This window comes from Streptomyces sp. NPDC033966 (assembly GCF_055575955.1).
In genome coordinates, this window is record NZ_JBVIRQ010000007.1 from 249,585 (window position 1) to 268,263 (window position 18,679).

18 protein-coding genes are annotated in these 18,679 nt (G+C 71.0%); 16 read left to right on the forward strand and 2 right to left on the reverse strand.

All coding sequences use genetic code 11. The features are described from left to right. The first annotated feature begins 885 nt into the window (after positions 1-885). The 16 genes from ACZ518_RS21835 to ACZ518_RS21910 all read left to right on the forward strand — a co-directional run bounded on the left by ACZ518_RS21835 (position 886) and on the right by ACZ518_RS21910 (position 14,627). The gene (locus ACZ518_RS21835) at positions 886-1,038 is read left to right on the forward strand and encodes a hypothetical protein (RefSeq protein WP_469114659.1); all 153 of its coding nucleotides are present in this window, start codon (positions 886-888) and stop codon (positions 1,036-1,038) included. A gap of 87 nt (positions 1,039-1,125) precedes the next feature. Continuing rightward, a complete protein-coding gene (locus ACZ518_RS21840) occupies positions 1,126-2,208 on the forward strand; it encodes a PqqD family peptide modification chaperone (protein WP_469114791.1) in 1,083 nt (360 codons plus the stop codon). 27 nt (positions 2,209-2,235) lie between these two features. Further along, on the forward strand, positions 2,236-3,669 hold the full coding sequence (locus ACZ518_RS21845; protein ID WP_469114660.1) for a TldD/PmbA family protein: 1,434 nt from the start codon (positions 2,236-2,238) through the stop codon (positions 3,667-3,669). Further along, the gene (locus ACZ518_RS21850; protein ID WP_469114661.1) at positions 3,666-5,018 is read left to right on the forward strand and encodes a metallopeptidase TldD-related protein; all 1,353 of its coding nucleotides are present in this window, start codon (positions 3,666-3,668) and stop codon (positions 5,016-5,018) included. Before ACZ518_RS21845 ends, ACZ518_RS21850 begins: the two co-directional genes overlap by 4 nt. Then, on the forward strand, positions 5,015-5,962 hold the full coding sequence (locus ACZ518_RS21855; protein WP_469114662.1) for an ABC transporter ATP-binding protein: 948 nt from the start codon (positions 5,015-5,017) through the stop codon (positions 5,960-5,962). Before ACZ518_RS21850 ends, ACZ518_RS21855 begins: the two co-directional genes overlap by 4 nt. Beyond that, complete coding sequence (locus ACZ518_RS21860; protein ID WP_469114663.1) at positions 5,959-6,753, forward strand: hypothetical protein; 795 nt, start codon at positions 5,959-5,961, stop codon at positions 6,751-6,753. Before ACZ518_RS21855 ends, ACZ518_RS21860 begins: the two co-directional genes overlap by 4 nt. 3 nt (positions 6,754-6,756) lie before the next feature. After that, entirely contained in the window at positions 6,757-7,551 is a 795-nt protein-coding gene (locus ACZ518_RS21865) for an ABC transporter permease (protein ID WP_469114664.1), read from the forward strand. Between the two features lie 67 nt (positions 7,552-7,618). Continuing rightward, positions 7,619-8,890: a hypothetical protein gene (locus tag ACZ518_RS21870; RefSeq protein ID WP_469114665.1), complete on the forward strand. Its 1,272-nt coding sequence runs from the start codon at positions 7,619-7,621 to the stop codon at positions 8,888-8,890. 46 nt (positions 8,891-8,936) lie between these two features. Beyond that, the gene (locus ACZ518_RS21875) at positions 8,937-9,887 is read left to right on the forward strand and encodes a hypothetical protein (protein WP_469114666.1); all 951 of its coding nucleotides are present in this window, start codon (positions 8,937-8,939) and stop codon (positions 9,885-9,887) included. Continuing rightward, positions 9,884-10,195 carry a (2Fe-2S)-binding protein gene (locus ACZ518_RS21880; RefSeq protein WP_469114667.1) on the forward strand — a complete coding sequence of 104 codons (312 nt, stop codon included), beginning with the start codon at positions 9,884-9,886 and terminating at the stop codon, positions 10,193-10,195. Before ACZ518_RS21875 ends, ACZ518_RS21880 begins: the two co-directional genes overlap by 4 nt. After that, positions 10,182-11,168 (forward strand): acetylxylan esterase, encoded by a 987-nt coding sequence (locus ACZ518_RS21885; protein ID WP_469114668.1) that lies wholly within the window; start codon positions 10,182-10,184, stop codon positions 11,166-11,168. Before ACZ518_RS21880 ends, ACZ518_RS21885 begins: the two co-directional genes overlap by 14 nt. Next, positions 11,165-12,139, forward strand: a complete 975-nt coding sequence (locus ACZ518_RS21890; RefSeq protein WP_469114669.1) for a hypothetical protein — start codon at positions 11,165-11,167, stop codon at positions 12,137-12,139. The genes ACZ518_RS21885 and ACZ518_RS21890 overlap by 4 nt, the downstream gene beginning before the upstream one ends. Then, complete coding sequence (locus ACZ518_RS21895; protein WP_469114670.1) at positions 12,136-12,792, forward strand: MOSC domain-containing protein; 657 nt, start codon at positions 12,136-12,138, stop codon at positions 12,790-12,792. The genes ACZ518_RS21890 and ACZ518_RS21895 overlap by 4 nt, the downstream gene beginning before the upstream one ends. Further along, positions 12,789-13,454 (forward strand): hypothetical protein, encoded by a 666-nt coding sequence (locus ACZ518_RS21900; RefSeq protein WP_469114671.1) that lies wholly within the window; start codon positions 12,789-12,791, stop codon positions 13,452-13,454. The genes ACZ518_RS21895 and ACZ518_RS21900 overlap by 4 nt, the downstream gene beginning before the upstream one ends. After that, the gene (locus ACZ518_RS21905) at positions 13,451-14,164 is read left to right on the forward strand and encodes an HAD family hydrolase (protein ID WP_469114672.1); all 714 of its coding nucleotides are present in this window, start codon (positions 13,451-13,453) and stop codon (positions 14,162-14,164) included. The genes ACZ518_RS21900 and ACZ518_RS21905 overlap by 4 nt, the downstream gene beginning before the upstream one ends. Beyond that, positions 14,148-14,627 (forward strand): CYTH domain-containing protein, encoded by a 480-nt coding sequence (locus tag ACZ518_RS21910; protein WP_469114673.1) that lies wholly within the window; start codon positions 14,148-14,150, stop codon positions 14,625-14,627. Before ACZ518_RS21905 ends, ACZ518_RS21910 begins: the two co-directional genes overlap by 17 nt. Positions 14,628-15,007: 380 nt before the next feature. Here ACZ518_RS21910 and ACZ518_RS21915 read toward each other — a convergent pair whose 3' ends face one another. Beyond that, on the reverse strand, positions 15,008-16,339 hold the full coding sequence (locus tag ACZ518_RS21915; RefSeq protein WP_469114674.1) for a class I SAM-dependent RNA methyltransferase: 1,332 nt from the start codon (positions 16,337-16,339) through the stop codon (positions 15,008-15,010). A 105-nt stretch (positions 16,340-16,444) separates the two neighbouring features. Further along, positions 16,445-18,499, reverse strand: a complete 2,055-nt coding sequence (locus tag ACZ518_RS21920; protein ID WP_469114675.1) for an APC family permease — start codon at positions 18,497-18,499, stop codon at positions 16,445-16,447. Positions 18,500-18,679 lie beyond the last annotated feature (180 nt).

An 18,679-nucleotide genomic window follows, 5' to 3' on the forward strand; every position in this document is an offset into this window, starting at 1 on the left:
TCATGTCCGGCTCACGACGCCCTCACCAGAAGCGTTGGGGGACGCCCGTGCGCTGGAGTTCCGCGACGTGTTCCGCGGCGCGCGCCGGCGCGGAGCCTCCTCTGGTGAGCGTTCCGGCTTCGACGTCGCGGTCCACCCCGGATCGCGTGAAGTCGGCGCTCCGTTCCGTCCGAGCACGGCGACCTGGACGTCGAGGGGCTCAGCACGTTGCACGTTCAGCACGGCGATCCCCAGGAGCGCGCCCGCCGCCACGCCGAGCACCCGCTGCGGCGGCGCGGTCGGCAGCTGGCGCGATCCGGTCGGTCACCCCGGGTGACCCCTGGCGGATCGCGTCGTGGCCCACGGTCAGGGCCTCAGGCCAGGCTGCCGTACCGGGGGTCCTGTCCGGATATCGGCAACATAGTCGATTAACGGCGACTAACCCATTTGGCCGCCGGTGAGAAGCTGGTCTATGCAGAGGGTTACACATTTTGTTGAACTACCCCTATGAACTGCCAAAAGATCTTGACGTCCCTCCAGGCCGTGGATAAGTTTCAGTCGACCTACACGGGGGAGCGGATGCGGGCCTGAAGGCGCCGTATCAGAACGGGGAGTCGGGGAGTTCGCGGCTGAGTCAGCCGATATACCGCAGTGACTCGCGGTTTCTTCGGGCGCGGCCGTACGTCTGTGCATTTTCTTTGCCGCGCGGTGATTTCGGCATGCCTGAATGCCGTTGTCCCCCTTTTTTCTTTTCCTCTCACATGGTGTGAGTCCTTCCACAGAGCTTCGGGATCCCCCTGCCTGCGCACCCGTGCGCAGCAATGGGGTGTGACCGATGGGAGTCCTGCAGCTCGCAGGCTCCTGAGCGCCCGAGTGGGCGACTACGTGTTCAAGGAGGTGAAAAACATGGAGAACCTGGACGTCATCGAGGTTGAGGACGACATCGTCGAGTTCGAGTCCGCCGAGGACAACGCCGCCAACGTCGGCAACATCGGCAACATCGGAAATATCGGCAACATCGGCAACATCGGCAACATCGGCAACATCGGCAACATCTGATGAAGCTGGCTGGCGGGGGCCTCCCGGCCCCCGCCACATTACGGAAGGGATGTACCGGACGTGGCGCGCTCGGTCATAGAAGAAAAGATGGAAGCGGCGCGCAAGCTGGCCCGCGCGCTTTCCGACAACAATGACGGGTCAATCGACTCGATTTACATAGCGGGAAGCCTGACGGCCGGACTCGGGAATCCCACCAGTGATGCCGATTTGTTCGTCCTCTATGCCGACGAAGCAGCTATGGGCGACGACGTCTCGCAGTACAACGTCGACGGGCACCGCGTGGACGTGGAGCGCTACACCCTCGCCTTCGTCGAGGAAGCCGTAGGCGAAATCACGTCATTCCGCCTCCGTCGCGACAACCTGACGGACCTTCACAAGCTGCCGTCCAAACTGGACTTCGTCTGCCGCCTGTACACCTCGGAGATCCTGCTCTCCTCCCCGGCGCTCACGGCCTTCCAGCAGCGCATCGATGAGTCCATCGGCGCCATCCGCCAGGTCGCGGTGAACCACTCGGCCATCGCGATCAACGGCCACCTCGAGGACTTCCTCGGTGCCTCCGTCGACGGCGACCTGGAGACGGCCGCACTGGTCGGCCAGGAACTCACGGCCTACGCCGGCAAGGCCGTCGCGGCCGCCTCGGGCGACCTGTACCACAGCAAGAAGTGGGTCTACAAGCAGCTCGCCCGCACCCCCGTCGAAGGCTTCCCCAAGGCCGCGTTCACCGACTTCCAGCGCGGCACCTGGACCGACCGTGGCACCGCCGCCGCCGAAGAGCTGGTGTTCTTCGTGCAGACCTGCATCGCCGCCAGCCAGCTCCTCAGCCGCCAGAACGTCCCCCTCGACGTCTGGCCGGCCTGGACCGCCCCCGCCGTGCCCGCCGCCGACGGCCTGTGGCGCAACCCCTCGTACAACGTCCTCGGCCAGGACGAGGGCGTCCTTCTCCACTGGGAGCTGCGCCGCCAGCTGATGCTGCGCGACCCGGCCGCGTTCGTCTGGGCGCTGTGCGACGGCCGCGGACCGCAGGACGTGGTGAAGGCCGTGGAACAGCTCGCCGAGCACGTTCCCGCCCTGAAGACGATGACCGCCGAGCGCGTCGAGAAGCTCCTGGCGTCGCTGCGCGAGCGCGACCTGGTGCAGCCGCAGCCGTACTCCGTCCTGCGTTCGATCTGACCGGGGCGCACGGCGATGGGAAGCGTGATGAGTGAAGGACCCGGGAAGCCGGGGAGGTCCGGGGGACCCGCGGCCGGGCACGACGACGGCGCCGGGCAGCTCCTGGAGCTGGCCCAGTGGGCCGTGGAACGGCTGCGGGGCTCCGCGGACTATGTGCAGGTCTACGCCGAGAGCACCCTGGAGGTACGCGTCGAGTGCCTCGACGGGGACGTCCTCGCCACCTGCGCCGAGCCGCGCGACGGGCTCGGCGCCATGGTCCGCACCGGCGACCGCTGGCGCCACCGTGCCTTCCCGGTGACCGAACTCGACGCGCTTCCCGCCTGGTTGGACGCAACGCAGGCCTCCGGCGCCGGTCCCGTGCGCCCCACCGGGTCCGCCGGGTCCGCCGCGCGGTGGCCGGAGCGCGAAGACATCCGCTTCACGCCCGTGGCCGCGCAGGACTGGCTCGTCCACGACGCCTCCGTGCCGCACTCCCTGCGCACGATGGAGGACTTCACCGCACGCACCATCGCCGTCGCCGACACCGACGGCGTGCGGGCGAGCTCCGCCTCCCGCCTCGTCCGCCGCCGCGTCGAGGCCACCGTCACCACCGACGGTGGCCGCTACCGCGGCCTCAACCGCTGGCTCGAACGCGGCCCGGCGGCCGGCCACGGCCACGGCCGCGGCGCGGACAGCGGGCCCACCACCCCGCAGGACGTCGCCCGCGTGGCCCTCGGCCATGCGCACGACTCCGCACGGGCCGCCCTGCGCGGCCGCCACCGTACCCCCGTCGTCTTCGGCCCGACCGCGGCCGTCGGCTTCCTCCACGAGCTGGTCGGGCACGCCCTGGAGGGCGACAACTTCGCGATGAGCAGCGACTACATCACCGCGCTGCGCAAGCCCGGCGCGGTCCCCGACCTGCTCACCCTGCACGACGACGCCACCCTCGCCGACGGATACGGCTCGTACACCATCGACGACGAGGGCACCGAAGGCCGCACCACCGTCCTGGTGGCCAACGGGGAGATCGGCTCGCCCCTCACCTCGGTACGCGCGGCCCAGCGCCACGGCTACACCCCCACCGGCAACGGCCGCCGCCGCGACTACCGCGAACTGCCGCTGCCCCGGGCCAGCAACACCGTGGTTCCGCCCGGCACCGAAGACCCGGCCGCGCTGGCCGAAACCTCCCGCGAGGGCCTGCTGCACGTCGGCTGCCTGGGCGCCGGGATGATCAACCTCGCCACCGGAGAGTTCTCCTTCGCGGCCCTCAACTGCACCTACCTCACCCCTGACGGGCACCGTGTCCCGGTCCGCGACGTCAGCCTGTTCGGCGACGCCCTGGACACCCTGCGCCGGGCCGAGGCGGTCGGTTCGGACTTCGGCGGCGACAGCATCACCTGCGGAAAGCAGGGCCAGATGATCGGGATCGGTCTCTTCTCGCCCTCGATGCGCTACTCCGCCCTGGATTGGAGCGCGGCATGAGAGTGCTGGAGACCAGAACCGCCGAGGCCCTGGCCACCACGGCCGCCGTCGAAGCCGCTCTGCGCACGGGCGAGCACGCGTCCACCCACCTCGAACGGACCACCCGGCGCCGGCTCACCGTCGACCCGGCGGGCCGCAAGCGGCTCTTCCACGACGACGCCGGCTTCGGCGGCTTCGTCCGCCTCGGCCACGCCGGCCGGGAGCTGTACCTCAACGCCGGGCAGCTCAGTGAACAGGGAACGGCCGCCCTCCTCGCCACAGGACGCCGGCTCCTCCATCTCGGCAGCCCCCTGCCCGCCACCGAGCGGACCCCGGCCCACCACCGCGCCGCTGCCTCGGACGGCGGCTGGCAGACCACCACCGGTCGGCTCGACATGGCCTCCGCCGCCGCAGGCGCGGCCGACCTCCGTGATGCCGTCGCCGCCCGGCTCGGCGCCGGACAGCACCTCGGCGCCCTGCAGATCTGCGACCAGCTGCGCGAGTCGGTCCACGCCCACACCGCGGGCACCCCCGTCCGGGACCAGTGCTACGGGGTCGAGCTGACGGCCGTCGCCACCAGCGCCGACGGCACCCGCGCGGTCTCCGCCTCCCGGTACGCCACCGGGCTCGACGCGATCGACCCGGCCTGCCTGGGCCGCGAACTGAGCCTCATGGAGACGGGCATGTGCGCGGGCGAGCGCCCCTACGAAGGCCCCCGTGTCGTCTTCGCCCCCACCGCCACCGCCCAGCTGCTGCGCGCCCTGACGAGCACGATCCTGCTCAACCCCCTCACCCGTCCGGCGCCCCTGATCACCTCGCTCGTGGACGAGGGCCCCCGCCCCGACGCGTGCGGCGCACGCTCCTTCGACTGCGAGGGCACGGCCACCGGAGCCACCGCCCTCGTCGGCCCGGACGGCGTCCAGCACACCGTCGCCACCCGCAAGGCACACGCCGGCGGTGAGGGCGCCGAAGCGGCCACGGCCGGCCGGCTCACCGGGCACGCCTGGTGGAACCCGCTGAAGAACTTCCCCCAGCTCGGCGCAGGCAACGTCCGCCTGACCCCGGCAGGCGCGGGCGCCGGCCTGCTGGACGGCGAACGCTGCGTGGTCGTGGACGCCCGCACCCTGGGCGTCGAGGAGTTCCGCTCCGGCGGACAGCTCGCCTTCCGCCTGCTGGCCGCCCGCGCGGTGGACGGCGTCCCTCAGGAAGCCTTCCGTCCCATGTCCGTCGAGGGCGAGGCCATCGACTTCCTCGCGTCCGTCACGGCGGTCGGCGAGCACGTGTCGTACTTCCCCGGACAGATCTCCGCCGGTGGCGGATACCTGGAGATGGATCTCAGCCGGGTCACCTCGAAAGCGAGAGAACGATGAACACGCTCGGCAAGGGCCTCGAAGCCCGGGGACTCGTCCGTGAGTTCACGACCAAGGACGGCATCGTGCGCCGGGCGGTCGACGACGTCACGCTGACCGTCGGCCCCGGCGAACTGGTCTCCGTCCTCGGCCCCAACGGCGCGGGCAAGACCACCACCGTCAAAATGCTCACCGGCCTGCTGCTGCCCACCTCCGGCACCGTGCTGATCAACGGGCACGACGTCGTGCGTTCCCGCCGCCGCGCCTCCCTGGCCTGCGGATTCAGCCTCGGCGGCGACACCGGCCTGTACCCGAGGCTGACCGCCCGCCAGAACTTGGAATTCTTCGGGCTGATGTACGGCCTGCGCGGCGCGCGGCTGGAGGCCCGGGCCGCGCTGCTGCTCGACGAGGTCGTCCTCGCCGACCGCGCCGGTGACCTCGTAGGCTCCTTCTCCCGTGGCATGAAGCAGCGCCTGCACCTGGCGCGTGCCCTGCTCCACGACCCGGCCGTGCTCATCCTGGACGAGCCGTCCGCCGGCCTCGACCCCCAGTCCGCCGCCGCCATGCGCGCCCTCGTGGCACGGCTGGCGGGGGAGGGCCGCAGCATCCTGCTGACCACGCACGACATGCGCGAAGCCGAGGAACTCAGCAACCGCGTCGTGCTGATGAAGGGGGGCCGCGTCCACACCGAGTCCACGGCCGCCGAACTGCGGCTGACCGCCGCCGAACGCCTGGGACACGTGGTCAACGCCGTCTTCTCCGCCGCGCGGATCCCCGACGGGATCAGCGACTGCCCCGGGCTGATGTCCACCGACCAGAACGGCGCCGCCCTCACCCTGCGGGTGTCCGACGGGGCCGCCGCCGTCCAGTGGCTGCTCGCCACCTTCCCGGGCATGACCAGCAGCGTCGCCGTCACCCCGCCCACCCTCGAAGAGGTCTTCCTCGACATGGTGGCGACCTCATGACGGCCCTGACCCCCCACTCGGCCGAGGCCGCCGGCCGCCTCGGATGGCCCCTGCCCACCTTCCTGCGGGCCATGGCAGACCAGCTGCGGATGCACGCCTCCAGCCCCATGGCCGTCTTCTCCACGCTGGCCATGCCCTGCGTCTTCGCGTTCGTCGTGCACGCCAATGCCACCGGCGCCGCCCGCGAGACTTCCGGTGACATGGCAGTGGGCTCCGCGGGCATCGGCATGCTCGACTCGATCATCGTGCTCGTCGTCGTCAGCCTGCTCGGCGAGAAGCAGTGGAAGACGCTCTACGCGGCCCTCGGCAGCCCCGGCGGCCTCGTTCCGGTGGTCCTCGGCAGACTGACCGGCACCGCCGTCCAGTCGCTGACCGCCCTGCCGGGCACGCTGGTCGTCCTGCTGCTGCTGTTCGGCCTCGGCGACGGCTTCGACTGGGCGCGCTGGCTCGCCGGCGGAGTCCTGCTGGCCTTCGCGACCGCCTCCGTGGTGGGCCTGCTCGGCTTCGCGGTGCTGCGCTTCCCCTACTCGGCCGGCATGACGAACGGACTGACCGGCCTGGTGATGGCGCTCAGCGCGCTCATCGTCCCGCAGTCCGCCCTGCCGGGCCCGGTCCAGAAGCTCGCGCTCGTCATCCCGCAGTCCCACGTCATGGCCTGGGTCCGCGGCGGTGGTACGGGCGAACTGCTCGCCGCCCTCGCCCTGACCGGCGTCTTCTGCGGACTTGTCGTCCTCGCCGTCCGGCGGCTGGAGAGCAACGCTCGCCGCCAGGCCCTACCCCTGGAGGCGTAACCCATGGCCCCCCTCACGGAGGACCGCCAGGGCAGCGCCGCCGGCGCCGCCCTGCACGGCGCGGCGCTCTCGTACCGCGCCCTGTTCACCTGGCTCAACCCGCTCGGTTACCTCAGCTCCCGCATCGTCCGCCCGATCGGCACGGCGATCGCGTTCATCTCCCTGTCCACGCACTACGGGGCGGCCGCCGGGCGCATGCTCGTCGCCTGCAGCCTGCTGGCGGGCGCCGGCGCCGTCGTGTACGGCATGGCCCTGTCGATCGGGAACGAGCGCTCGTTCGGGACCCTGGGGATCTGGCTGGCCTCACCCCAGAACAAGCTGGCCTCGGCCTGCCAGCGGGCGCTGCCGCACATCGTGGACGGAATCGTCGGAGGACTGTGCACGTACCTCGTGTGCTGTTTGCTCTACACCACCCTGCCGATGGGAGTGGCGGAGTTCTCCGGCCTGCTGGCCGTCGGCGTACTGACCACCGCCGGTTTCGGCCTGTCGCTGTCGGCGCTCGCCCTGGTCATCGAGGACCTGTTCGTGGGGCCGAACACGGCGGAGCTGATCCTCATGATCCTGTCCGGCACCCTCGTGCCGCAGGACCGGCTGCCCGGCTTCCTGGTGCCCGTCAGCCAGGCCATGCCCCTCAGCCACGCCATGAGCGCGGTCGATCGGAGCCTCGCGGGCCGGGCATACGGGGCGGCCGTGCCGGCCGAACTGCTCGTCGGAGCCGTCTGGTTCGCGGTCGGCGTGCTCTTCCTGCACCTGGCGGTGCGCCGCGCGTCCGCCCGCACCGCGCTCGGCAACGCCTAGGGCCGTCGAGCCCGGCCTGATCCGAAAGACAGGCCCTTAGAACACCCAAGAGAGAAAAGTGAGCGACATGTCTACCTTCAGCCCCTCGGCGAACGCCTGGATCGACCCGCGCGGAGCCTTCGCGGCGACCGCCGGCCGACGTGACGGCCTGATCGTCCGGGACGGCCTGACCCCCCGTCCGCTGGCCGTCGACGAGCCCTACTTCGTGCCCTCCCTGCCGGTCGAGGTGCACTGCCACGGGCTGGGAGACGTCGACTTCTCCAACTTCGCGGAGATCGACCTCCACGCGGTCGACAAGCACGCCGCGTCCGAGGGCCTGCTGTGCATCCCCACCCTCTACCTCCAGCAGGAGCGGCTCGACGGCTTCGTGGAGTTCATGCGGGGCTTCGCCGCGCTGAAGGCCGACGGACAACTGCCGTTCATCCCCGCCATCGCCCTGGAAGGACCGCTCGTCGCCAGCTTCGGCGGCACCCCGGCCTCCTCGGTGTGGGCGCCCTCCAAGGAAGAGTGGGAGAAGCTCGCGAGCTGTGGTCCCCTCGGCCTCGTCTACATCATGATCTCCCCGGATGCCCTCCAGTCCAGCTCCTACCTCGCGGCCCAGTTCACCCCGGACCACCCCCCGCTGGAGTGGATCGTCACCCGCCTCGTCGAGAACGGCATCCGGCCGGCCCTGGGCCACTTCGCCAAGGAAGACCCGCAGATCGGCGCCGACTGCATCGAAGAAGTGCTCGCGGCGGCCGAAGCTGCCGACTGCCCGCACACCGGCGTCCGTGTGGTCACCGACCACCTCTTCAACGAGATGCCGCTGCTGATCAAGCACGCATTCCGCACCTCCAAGGCCCGCGCCAACCGCGACGCCCTGCTGGCGAGCTACGACCTGCCGTCGTGGAACCTCGCCGACCTCCACGAGCAGGTCGGCCCCGTACCGGCCGCCATCATGCGCGGCGCCCACCAGGGCCGCATCGCCGCCTGCCTGAACTTCGACGGCGAACACGTCGACTTCGCCATCGCCAAGCGCGCCATCGAGATCGTCGGCCCCCACAACATGATGCTGATGACCGACCGCAGCGACACCGCGCGCCTCGCCGGCCAGGACCTCCACCAGGAGGCCGGCAGCGACCTCTGGTACCAGGAGCAGGGCGTCGTCGCCGCCGGCACCCAGCCGATCGACCAGCAGATCGCCAACGTCAGGGCCCTGGGCGTCGGCGAGAGCGACATCTGGCACCTGGTCTCCTTCACCGCCTACCGGACCTTCTTCCCGGAGATCGACCTCACGGGAACGCAGTTCGGTCACGGCTGCCACGTCGACGCCGAGCGCCGTCGCATCGCCCTCCTCTGAGCACGGCGCGACCGCGGACCGTAGTGAAAGCAAAGCAAGGAGCACCATGATGGGGACGACGGGGAACCCCGGCGAACGCATGCACGACATACCGCCGCGGCTGCTGGCGGCGATCACCCGCTCACCGGTCAAGGCCCGGCTCTTCGGCGCGGACACCTATCTGCGCGAAGCCGCCTGGACCTTCGGCGACCACGTGGACGACGTGCTCGGCACCGCCCTGTGCGTGCTCAAGCCGGACGCCGCCGTCGGACGCCGCTACGGCACGGCCATGGAAGCGCTGCGCGACCACGGCTTCCGGCCCGTTGACGTCCTTCGGGTGCGCCACAGCAGGCTGACGATCCGCGAGACCTGGCGCTTCCAGCTCAACTTCGCCGACCGCGAGCGGATCGCCACCATGGACCTGTACCTGCGGTCCCTGGACAGCGTCCTGCTCGTCCTGCACGACGAACGCCACCGGCCGGGCGCCGTCCCCGCCTCGGTCCGGCTCGCCTCCCTCAAGGGCCCCGCCACCGCTGAGCTGCGCCGCCCCGAGCACCTGCGCGAGCGGCTCGGGGCGCTCAACGGCCTGTTCAACTTCGTGCACACCGCCGACGAACCCATCGACGTCCTGCGCGACCTCGGACTGCTGCTGGAAGAGGGGGACCGGATCCGCGTGCGCACGCGCATCCTCGCCCGCCACGACGCACGCGAGGAAGCGCGCCGGGTCTTCGACGCGATCGAGAACGCGACGCCGCCGCACGACCTCGACCCGGAACACAGCTGGCAGCGGCTGACCCGGTCCGCCGCGCCCGCCGGTGAGGCCGCCCGCGCCAGGGCGGCGGGGAGGACCGTCACCGCGACCGAACTGCTGCGCGCCGCCCAGCACTCCGACGCGGACCCGGCCGACCTTTGGGACCTGCTGTCCGTCCTCACCACGACCGTACGGTTCAACACCCCGGGCATCGAGCGGCTCTTCCCCAACGTCCTGCTCAGCGCCTGGCAGGAGGACCCTCGATGACCAGCCCCCACGTGTGCGTCTGCCACCGCGTCACCGAGGACGAGATCATCGGCTTGATCCGGAGCGGGATCACCACCGCCGACGGCATCGGCGAGCAGTGCGGGGCCGGCGAGGGCTGCGGCGACTGCCGCGAGATGGTCGACGAGCTCATCGAGGACTTCGCCGAAGACCTCACCCACGGCTCGGCCGGGGACCTCCGCCCGGACCCGGCCGAGGACCCCTCCCAGGACGCCGGCCTCGTCACGGCCTCGACGGACGGCCACGGGAGCCACCAGCACGCGCGGGCGGTGACCGGTGCCCGCCACTGACGACCACGAGCAGCCCGCACCGTTCTGGCGCACCACGCTGGAAGAGGCCGCGGCCTTCCCCCTCGCCACCGAAACCGTCAGGCAAGCCACCCCGCTGCCCCGCACCGCGGTGTACGACCTTTCCTTCGCCGGCGCCCACGGCCACCGGATCAGCGGCTGGCTCCTCCTGCCCGCCGACAGCCCCCGCCCCCTGCCCTGTGTGGTGCAGTACCTCGGATACGGCGAAGGCCGAGGCCACGCACTCGACCGGCTGCTGTGGCCGGCCCTCGGCTACGCCACCCTCGTCGTCGACACCCGCGGCCAGAGCGGCGCCGGCGGCCGCCGGGGCGCCACCCCCGACCCGGTCGGCCTGACCCACCCGCAGGTCCCCGGCTTCACGACGCGCGGCATCCTCGACCCCCGTACCTACTACTACCGCGACGCGTACACCGACGCGGTACGAGCGGTCGAGGCCGCCGCCTCCCACCCCGCCGTCGACCCCGCACGCATCGCCACCGCCGGCTGCAGCCAGGGCGGCCAGCTCGCCCTGGCCGCCGCCGTGCTGAGCCCCCTGGTCGCCGCGGCGCTCGTGGAATCACCGTTCCTCTCCGCCGTCACCGACCTGGCCCGCCTCCCCGACCGGCAGCCCTACCGGGAGCTCCTGCGCTTCGCCGAGTCCTACCCCGACCTCGCCCCGCGCGCCCTGCGGACCCTGGGCCTGTTCGACGTGGCCCGGCTCGCCGCCCACGGCCGCTGCCCGGCACTGTTCTCCGTGGCCGGGCGCGACCTGCGCTGCGCACCGGAAACCGGGTACGCCGCCCACGCGAACTACCCGGCCCAGAAGGAGCTCCTGACCTGGCCGACGGCCGAGCACGCCGCTCCCAACACCCCGCTGCGACTGGCCGAGGCCCGGTTCCTCGCGGCCGTCTTCGCCCGGCCGCCGGCCGGGGCCCGCACCCCCGCCTTCTGGCAGGAAGGACACGACCAGACATGAGTCTGCTGCGCTCCGACAGCCCGCCCGTCGACAGGCTGACCGAGGTCGGCGCCGACATCCGCGATGCCGTCACCTGGTCCCGGGAGAAGGCCGACCTGTACGCGGTCGACCAGTACTTCCGCGAGGCGTGCTGGACCTTCGGCGACATGACCGGACAGATGCTCGGCGTCGCGCTGTGCATGCTCAAGTCCGAGGCCACCGCCGGCCGCCGGCTGCGGCCCGCTCTGCGCATCCTGCGGGAAGAGGGCTTCCACCCCGTCGACATGGTGCGCTTCCGGCACGACCGGCTCACGATCCGCGAGGTCTGGCGCTACCAGTTCAACATCGCCTCCCGCGAGCGCATCGAGGCGATGGACGTCATCCTGCCCAGCACCGACACCATCGCCCTGGTCCTGCGCGACGAGCGCTGGACCCCCGGCGCCCTGCCCGCCGCGGTCCGCCTCAACGCGCTCAAGGGACCGGCCGACCCGGCCCTGCGCGGACCCGAGCACCTGCGCCACCGGCTCGGCGTCGTCAACGGGCTCTTCAACTTCACGCACATCTCCGACGAACCGGCCGACGTGCTCCGCGAGATCGCCGTGATCTGCGACGAACCCCGGCGCGAACTCATGCGCCGCCGCATCCTGGACGGGCACGACGCCCGCCTCGAGGTGCTCACCGCCTTCCAGGACCTCGAAAGCCGCCACCCCGCGCACGACTTCGACCTGGAGGCCAGCTGGGGACGGCTCGCCGAGGCCCCCGGCCCGCTCGGCGAACCCGCCCGCCGGCGCGCCCAGGGCACACCGCCGCCACTCGCCGAAATCCTCGAACTGACCCGCGCCACCCCCGTGGACAGCCCCCACCGCTGGGACCTGCTGACCGTGGTGACGCATCTGCTGACCGTGATGAACACCCCCGGCGTGACGCCCACCGTCCCCAACGTCACCCAGGCATGGCGGCCGGCCGGCCACCCGGCGGGAGCCGCCTCGTGAGCGCCGTGCTGGCCACCGTCAACCTCGGCGTCGAGCGCACCGGATCCTGGACGGACGTCGGCCGCAGCGGCATCGACAAGCGCCCCGTCCCGCACCGGGTGACGGCACGCACCTGGGGCCTGGAAGGCGACCTGGTCGCCAACCCCAAGGTGCACGGCGGCCCCGACAAGGCCGTCTACGCCTTCGCCCGCGAGGACGCCGTCTTCTGGGAACACGAGCTCGGCCGCGAGGTCCACCCCGGAAACGTCGGCGAGAACTTCTCCACCACCGGCCTGGACATCACCGGCGCCGAAGTCGGGGAACAGTGGGCCATCGGGGACGCCGTGTTCGAGGTGATCAGAGCCCGCAAACCCTGTCGCGTCTTCGCCGGCTTCTGGGACGTACCGGACCTCGTCACCCGGTTCATCGCCCATGGCGCCCCCGGCGCGTACCTGCGCGTGCTCAAGGAGGGCACCGTCGGTGCGGGCGACCCCATCGAGATCGTCAAGCGCCCGGGCCACGGCGTCACCATCGGGCTGATGCTGCGCGCCCTGACCACCGAACGGCACCTGCTGCCCCGCTTCCTCGACGCCCCGCAGATGCTTCCCAAGCACCACGAAAAGGCCCGCCAGTGGCTGGCCGCCCACCACGAGACGGAAAGTGTGACGCGATGACGACGACCACCCCGCAGCCGCTGATCGACCCGGCCCGGCTGGCCGCGCTGGACTGGAGCGACATGCCGGCCCTGCACGGCCCCATGGAAGAGCTCCTCGGCGAGCTGGTGTCCTCCCCGACCTGGCTGAACGACGCCTTCGACCACGTGCTGCGCACCCCCGAACTCCTCGCCCAGTGCGAGCGCCTCCAGGAACTCGACCGTGTCGTCCTCGTCAACGACAAGGCCAGCGACGTACGCGTACGGCTGCACGTCTTCACCGGCAGCGGCTTCGACCGCCCCCACAACCACCGGTGGAGCTTCGGCAGCCGCATCCTCCACGGCAGCTACCAGCACCACCTCTTCGGCGACTACGAGAACCTGGACACCTCCACCCGCATCGGCGCCCCCGCCCTGGTCCGCGAGGAGACCGCCGGATCCGGCTACGTCATCCGCCACACCATGGTCCACACGGTCAGCTCCGCGCCCGGCACCACCTCGCTGATCGTCCGCGGCCCCGCGGAGAAGGACCGTTTCGTGGTGATGAACCGCGACACCGGCGAGGCCTGGTGGCAGTACGGCCAGAAGGCGGAGAAGCCCGAGGACCAGGCCAAGCGGCGGCTCGGGGCGGAACGGGTCGAAGAGATCCGCCGCCTCCTGATCAGCCAGGGCTGCATCCGTTGAGCGCGCACCCGGCCGAACCGGTCGAACTCGTCATCTTCGACTGCGACGGCGTCCTCGTCGACAGCGAGCCCATCGCCGTCCGCACCCATGTCGCACTCGGGGCGGAGCTGGGCTGGCCGCTGACCGAAGCCGAGGTCATGGAGCGCTTCGTGGGCCGCTCCACCACCTCCATCGGCGAGCAGATCGCCGAACGCGTCGGCCCCGCCACCGCCCGGATCTGGGACGAGCGCTTCCGCGAGATGCACGCCCAGGCCGTCGACACCGGCCTTCAGGCCGTCGACGGGATCGAGGAAGCACTCGACGGCCTGCACGCCGCGGGGCTCGGCCCACAGCAGTGGTGCATCGCCTCCAGCGGCAGCCACGACAAGATGCGGCACACCCTGGGCCGCGTCGGCCTCTACGACCGGTTCGACGGCCGGATCTTCAGCGCCCACGAGGTCGAACGCGGCAAGCCCGCTCCCGACCTCTTCCTGCACGCCGCCCGTTCCATGGGCGTGGAACCGGCGCGCTGCGCGGTCGTCGAGGACAGCCGCTTCGGCATCCAGGCCGCCGGGGCCGCAGGCATGCGCGGCTTCGGCTACGCGGGCGGACTCACCCCCGCCGCGTGGCTGACGGCGCCTCACACGGTCGTCTTCACCGACATGCGCCGGCTTCCGGCGCTGATTGCCGTACCCCGGCAGGAGGAGACCGGCCGTGCCCCTGGAAATTGAGCGCAAGTTCCTCCTCGACGGCTTCACGCCGCCGCCCGGCGCGCACGCGCAGCCCATCGAGCAGGGCTACATCGCGATCACCCCGGACGGCACCGAAGTGCGCCTGCGCAGCATCGACGGCGCCTACGTCCTCGGCGTCAAACGCGGCACCGGCTCCCTCGCCCGCACCGAGGTCGAGTGCCCGCTCACCCGGGCGGAATTCGAGGAACTCTGGCCGGCGACGGCCGCCGCCCGTCTGGTGAAGACCCGCTACACCGTCCCCCTGGACACCACCGTGGCCTCCGTCGACGTCTACGCGGAGTCCCTCGCGGGCCTGTGTACCGCCGAAGTCGAGTTCCCCTCGCTGGAGGCGGCCGAACACTTCGCCCCGCCGTCGTGGTTCGGCCCGGAGGTCACCGGAGCCAAGCCCTACAAGAACCGCACCCTGGCCACCGAGGGCCGCCCTCCGCAGCCCGGCCTCTGAGGCCGTGGAACGCGACGACAGCGAGCACCGGCCAGGCCCCTCGCGTTCCCACTGTTGGCGTGCGATCTCACTCGAAGCCGGCGCCGGTACCCGGACAAGAGGTCGCCGAGCCGGGTCGCATCGCGCGAGCCGGCGTCTCCGGTCTCCGGTCTCATTCGGGTGAGGCCGCTCGGCGACAAGCACAGCCGGGAGTCACATGGAGGAGCACCTCGCGCGGGCGGGATCACGATCTGCCGTGCGAGGCACCCTTCCATGACCGATGGCCTACCAGGAGTCGACGACCGCGTGCGTCAAACGTGCGTCACGAGCGCCGAATCCGCGTCGGGACATCGCCCGTAACGCCCACGGCGCAGATCACGCACACTGCCCTGACGCGCAGGTCAGAGGCCCTTTCCAATGGGTTCGAGGATCGCGACGCACTCCACGTGGTGCGTCATCGGGAAGAGGTCGAAGACGCGCAGCGTGCGGACCTTGTAGCCGGCTTCCTTGAAGTAGCCGAGGTCGCGGGCCAGGGCCGCCGGGTCGCAGGCGACGTACGCGATGCGGCGGGCCGAGAGGCTCGCGATGTGGCGGACCGTCTGCTTGCCCGCGCCCGCGCGGGGCGGGTCCAGGACGACCAGGTCGCACTCGGTGATGCCGGTCTTCGGAAGGGCGGTGTCGACCTTGCCCTGTTCGATGCGGACCCGGGGGAAGTCCGCCAGGTTGTGGCGGGCGTCCTCCACCGCGCGCTTGCCCGACTCGATGCCGAGGACCGCGCCCGTCTCGCCGAGGCGCTCCGCGAGCGCGCCCGCGAAGATGCCGACGCCGCAGTAGAGGTCGAGGGCCATCTCGCCCTTGCGCGGCATCAGGCCCTGCATGACGGCCTTGATCAGGGTGTCGGCGGCCTGCGGGTGGACCTGCCAGAAGCCGCCCATGCCGACGCGGTACGTACGGCCGTCGGCGCGCTCGCGGACGAAGGGGCGGCCGTGGACGCGGTGCGTGGAGCCGTCCTTCTCCTCGACCCGGAGGACGGAGACCGGCTTGTCGAGCTCCACCAGGGGGAGGCGGCCGCCCGGGCGGGGGGTGAGGACGACCTGGCGGTCGCTGGAGCCGGAGGCGGCGATCGCCTCGACCGTCTCCATCTGGGGCCAGTCCTGCTTCTCGATGCCGAGTTCCGAGACTCCCGGGGCGGCGATCATGCAGTGGTCGACGGGCTCGATGTCGTGCGAGCGGTGCTTGCGCAGGCCCGCCCGGCCCGTCTCGTCGATCGCGAACTGCACGCGGGTGCGCCACTGCGGGACCTGGCCCGCGGGCAGCTTGTCGCCCTCGGCCGGCATGACGGTGCCGTCCCAGCCGGCCTCCTCCGGGGTGAGCCCGGCGAGCCGCTTCAGCTGCTCGGCGACGACCTCGCCCTTGAGCCGGCGCTGCGCGCCCGGCTTGGCGTGCTGCCAGTCGCAGCCGCCGCACTTGCCGGGGCCGGCGTACGGGCAGGGGGCCTCGACGCGGTCCTTGGAGGCGGTGAGGACGGTGATCGCGTCGGCGCGCAGGAAGCGGGAGTCCGCCTCGCCCTCCGTCACGCGCGCGATGACCTTCTCGCCCGGCAGCGTGTGGCGGACGAACAGCACACGGCCGTCCGAAGTGCGGGCGATGCAGTGGCCGCCGTGCGCGACGGGGCCGACCTCGACCTCGTACTCCTCCCCGACCAGTGACTGCTTCTCGTTCTGCTCGGTCATGGTGAGGGGGCTCCAAGGAAAGTGGATCGAAGAAAAGAAACGGCCGGAGGACCGACCCACCAGTTTACGTGGATCTCCTCCGGCCGTTCGCCACCGGCTCCGCGGCTACTTCGCCGCCGGGTCCTTCGCCCTCGGCCTCGGCGTGTCGACGGGGCCGCGGCGCACCGCGCCCGGAGCGTTCCACTCCTGGCGCTTCTTCGCCCGCCGCTTGGCGAGCTCCGAGGACTCCAGCTGGTAGGGCACCGAGGTGACCATCACGCCGGGCGTGAACAGCAGCCGGCCCTTGAGGCGCAGCGCGCTCTGGTTGTGCAGGAGGTGCTCGTACCAGCGTCCGACGACGTACTCGGGGATGTAGACGCTGACCGCGTCGCGCGGGTTCTCGCTGCGCAGCCCCTTCACGTACTCGACCACCGGCCGGGTGATCTCGCGGTAGGGCGAGTCGAGGATCTTCAGCGGGACGTTGATCCCGCGCCGCTCCCACTCGGCCCGCAGCGCCTTGGTCTCGGCCTGGTCGACGCTGATGCTGAGCGCCTCCAGGGTGTCCGAGCGGGTCAGCTTGGCGAAGGCCAGGGCGCGCAGGGTCGGCTTGTGGACCTTGGAGACCAGGACGATCGAGTGGACCCGGGAGGGGCGCACGCTGTCGTCGCTGGGGCCCTCGTCGGCGGCGATCTCGGTGGCGACGCGGTCGTAGTGCTTACGGATCGCGCTCATGGTGCCGTAGAAGATCAGCATGCCCAGCAGGGCGACCCAGGCGCCGTGCGTGAACTTGGTGGCGAGGACGACGACCAGCACCATGCCGGTGAAGAAGGCGCCGAAGGTGTTGATCGCCCGCGAGCGGATCATCCGGCGGCGGGCGGCCTGGTCGCGCTCGGTCTTCAGGTGGCGGTTCCAGTGCCGGACCATGCCGATCTGGCTCAGCGTGAAGGAGACGAACACGCCGACGATGTAGAGCTGGATCAGCTTGGTGGAGTCGGCGTCGTAGATCCACACCAGCAGGATGGCCGCGCCCGCGAGCAGCACGATGCCGTTGGAGAAGGCGAGCCGGTCGCCGCGGGTGTGCAGCTGGCGCGGCAGGTAGCGGTCCTGGGCGAGGATCGAGCCGAGCAGCGGGAAGCCGTTGTAGGCGGTGTTCGCGGCCAGGAACAGGACGAGGGCGGTGGCCGCGGCGAGCACCACGAACAGGAAGCTGCCGTTGCCGAAGACGGCCTCGGCGACCTGGGAGATCACCGGGTGCTGGACGAACCCGTCGCCGACCGGTACGCCGTTCTCCAGCAGGTTGGTGGCGGGTGCCTCGGTCATCTTCACGTCGGTGGCCATGGCCAGGCCGATGATCCCGCAGAACATGGTGACGGCCAGGCCGCCCATGAGGGCGAGGGTGGTGGCGGCGTTCTTGCTCTTGGGCTTGCGGAAGGCCGGTACGCCGTTGCTGATCGCCTCGACGCCGGTCAGGGCGGCGCAGCCGGAGGAGAAGGCGCGCAGCAGCAGGAAGACCAGCGCGAAGCCGGCCAGCCCCTGGTGCTCGGCCTTGATCTCAAGGTTGGCGGTCGGGGCCTCCATCGTGTCGCCCATCACGAGGCCGCGCCAGGCGCCCCACGCGATCATCACGAACACGGCGCCGACGAACACGTACGTCGGGATGGCGAAGAGCTTCCCGGATTCCTTCACTCCGCGCAGGTTCATCAGCGTGAGCAGCAGGATCATGACGATCGCCGAGAGCACCTTGTGCTCGATGACGAAATCGACGGCGGAGCCGAGATTCTCGACTCCGGAGGAAATGGAAACGGCGACGGTGAGGACGTAGTCGACGAGCAGGGCGCTCGCCACCGTGAGGCCGGCCTTGGGTCCGAGGTTGGTGTTGGCCACCTCGTAGTCGCCGCCGCCGCTGGGGTAGGCGTGGACGTTCTGCCGGTAGGAGGCGACCACGGTGAACATCAGCACGACGACCGCGACCGCGATCCAGGGGCTGAAGTGGTACGCCGACACACCCGCGATGGACAGGACCAGCAGAACCTCACCGGGGGCATATGCCACCGAGGAGAGTGGGTCGGATGCGAACACAGGAAGGGCGATCCGCTTGGGGAGGAGCGTTTCCCCGAGGCGGTCGCTGCGCAGCGCCCGGCCGATCAGGATCCGTTTGGGCACGTCGGTCAGTTTGGACACGCAGAGGATCGTAAGCGTTCGAAATGTGGCTGACGAACCCCCTGCCCCCTATCCACACCAATGCGCCTCCAATGAAGCACCTGCCTGACCCCAAATGGTCACACTGGTGACCACCCGTGTGTAGCTTGGGCCATGGTCTGAGACCCTGATTAGCCAGAGCATGCAATGAGGCTGGAAACC

What these genes read in the sequence shown, in the direction of transcription:
- ACZ518_RS21860 (WP_469114663.1), top strand. Translation starts at nt 5,959, where the DNA reads ATGACGGCCCTGACCCCCCACTCGGCCGAGGCCGCCGGCCGCCTCGGA.
- ACZ518_RS21880 (WP_469114667.1), top strand. Translation starts at nt 9,884, where the DNA reads ATGACCAGCCCCCACGTGTGCGTCTGCCACCGCGTCACCGAGGACGAG.
- ACZ518_RS21900 (WP_469114671.1), top strand. Translation starts at nt 12,789, where the DNA reads ATGACGACGACCACCCCGCAGCCGCTGATCGACCCGGCCCGGCTGGCC.
- ACZ518_RS21890 (WP_469114669.1), top strand. Translation starts at nt 11,165, where the DNA reads ATGAGTCTGCTGCGCTCCGACAGCCCGCCCGTCGACAGGCTGACCGAG.
- ACZ518_RS21865 (WP_469114664.1), top strand. Translation starts at nt 6,757, where the DNA reads ATGGCCCCCCTCACGGAGGACCGCCAGGGCAGCGCCGCCGGCGCCGCC.
- ACZ518_RS21835 (WP_469114659.1), top strand. Translation starts at nt 886, where the DNA reads ATGGAGAACCTGGACGTCATCGAGGTTGAGGACGACATCGTCGAGTTC.
- ACZ518_RS21870 (WP_469114665.1), top strand. Translation starts at nt 7,619, where the DNA reads ATGTCTACCTTCAGCCCCTCGGCGAACGCCTGGATCGACCCGCGCGGA.
- ACZ518_RS21840 (WP_469114791.1), top strand. Translation starts at nt 1,126, where the DNA reads ATGGAAGCGGCGCGCAAGCTGGCCCGCGCGCTTTCCGACAACAATGAC.
- ACZ518_RS21845 (WP_469114660.1), top strand. Translation starts at nt 2,236, where the DNA reads ATGAGTGAAGGACCCGGGAAGCCGGGGAGGTCCGGGGGACCCGCGGCC.
- ACZ518_RS21875 (WP_469114666.1), top strand. Translation starts at nt 8,937, where the DNA reads ATGATGGGGACGACGGGGAACCCCGGCGAACGCATGCACGACATACCG.
- ACZ518_RS21850 (WP_469114661.1), top strand. Translation starts at nt 3,666, where the DNA reads ATGAGAGTGCTGGAGACCAGAACCGCCGAGGCCCTGGCCACCACGGCC.
- ACZ518_RS21855 (WP_469114662.1), top strand. Translation starts at nt 5,015, where the DNA reads ATGAACACGCTCGGCAAGGGCCTCGAAGCCCGGGGACTCGTCCGTGAG.
- ACZ518_RS21915 (WP_469114674.1), bottom strand. Translation starts at nt 16,339, where the DNA reads ATGACCGAGCAGAACGAGAAGCAGTCACTGGTCGGGGAGGAGTACGAG.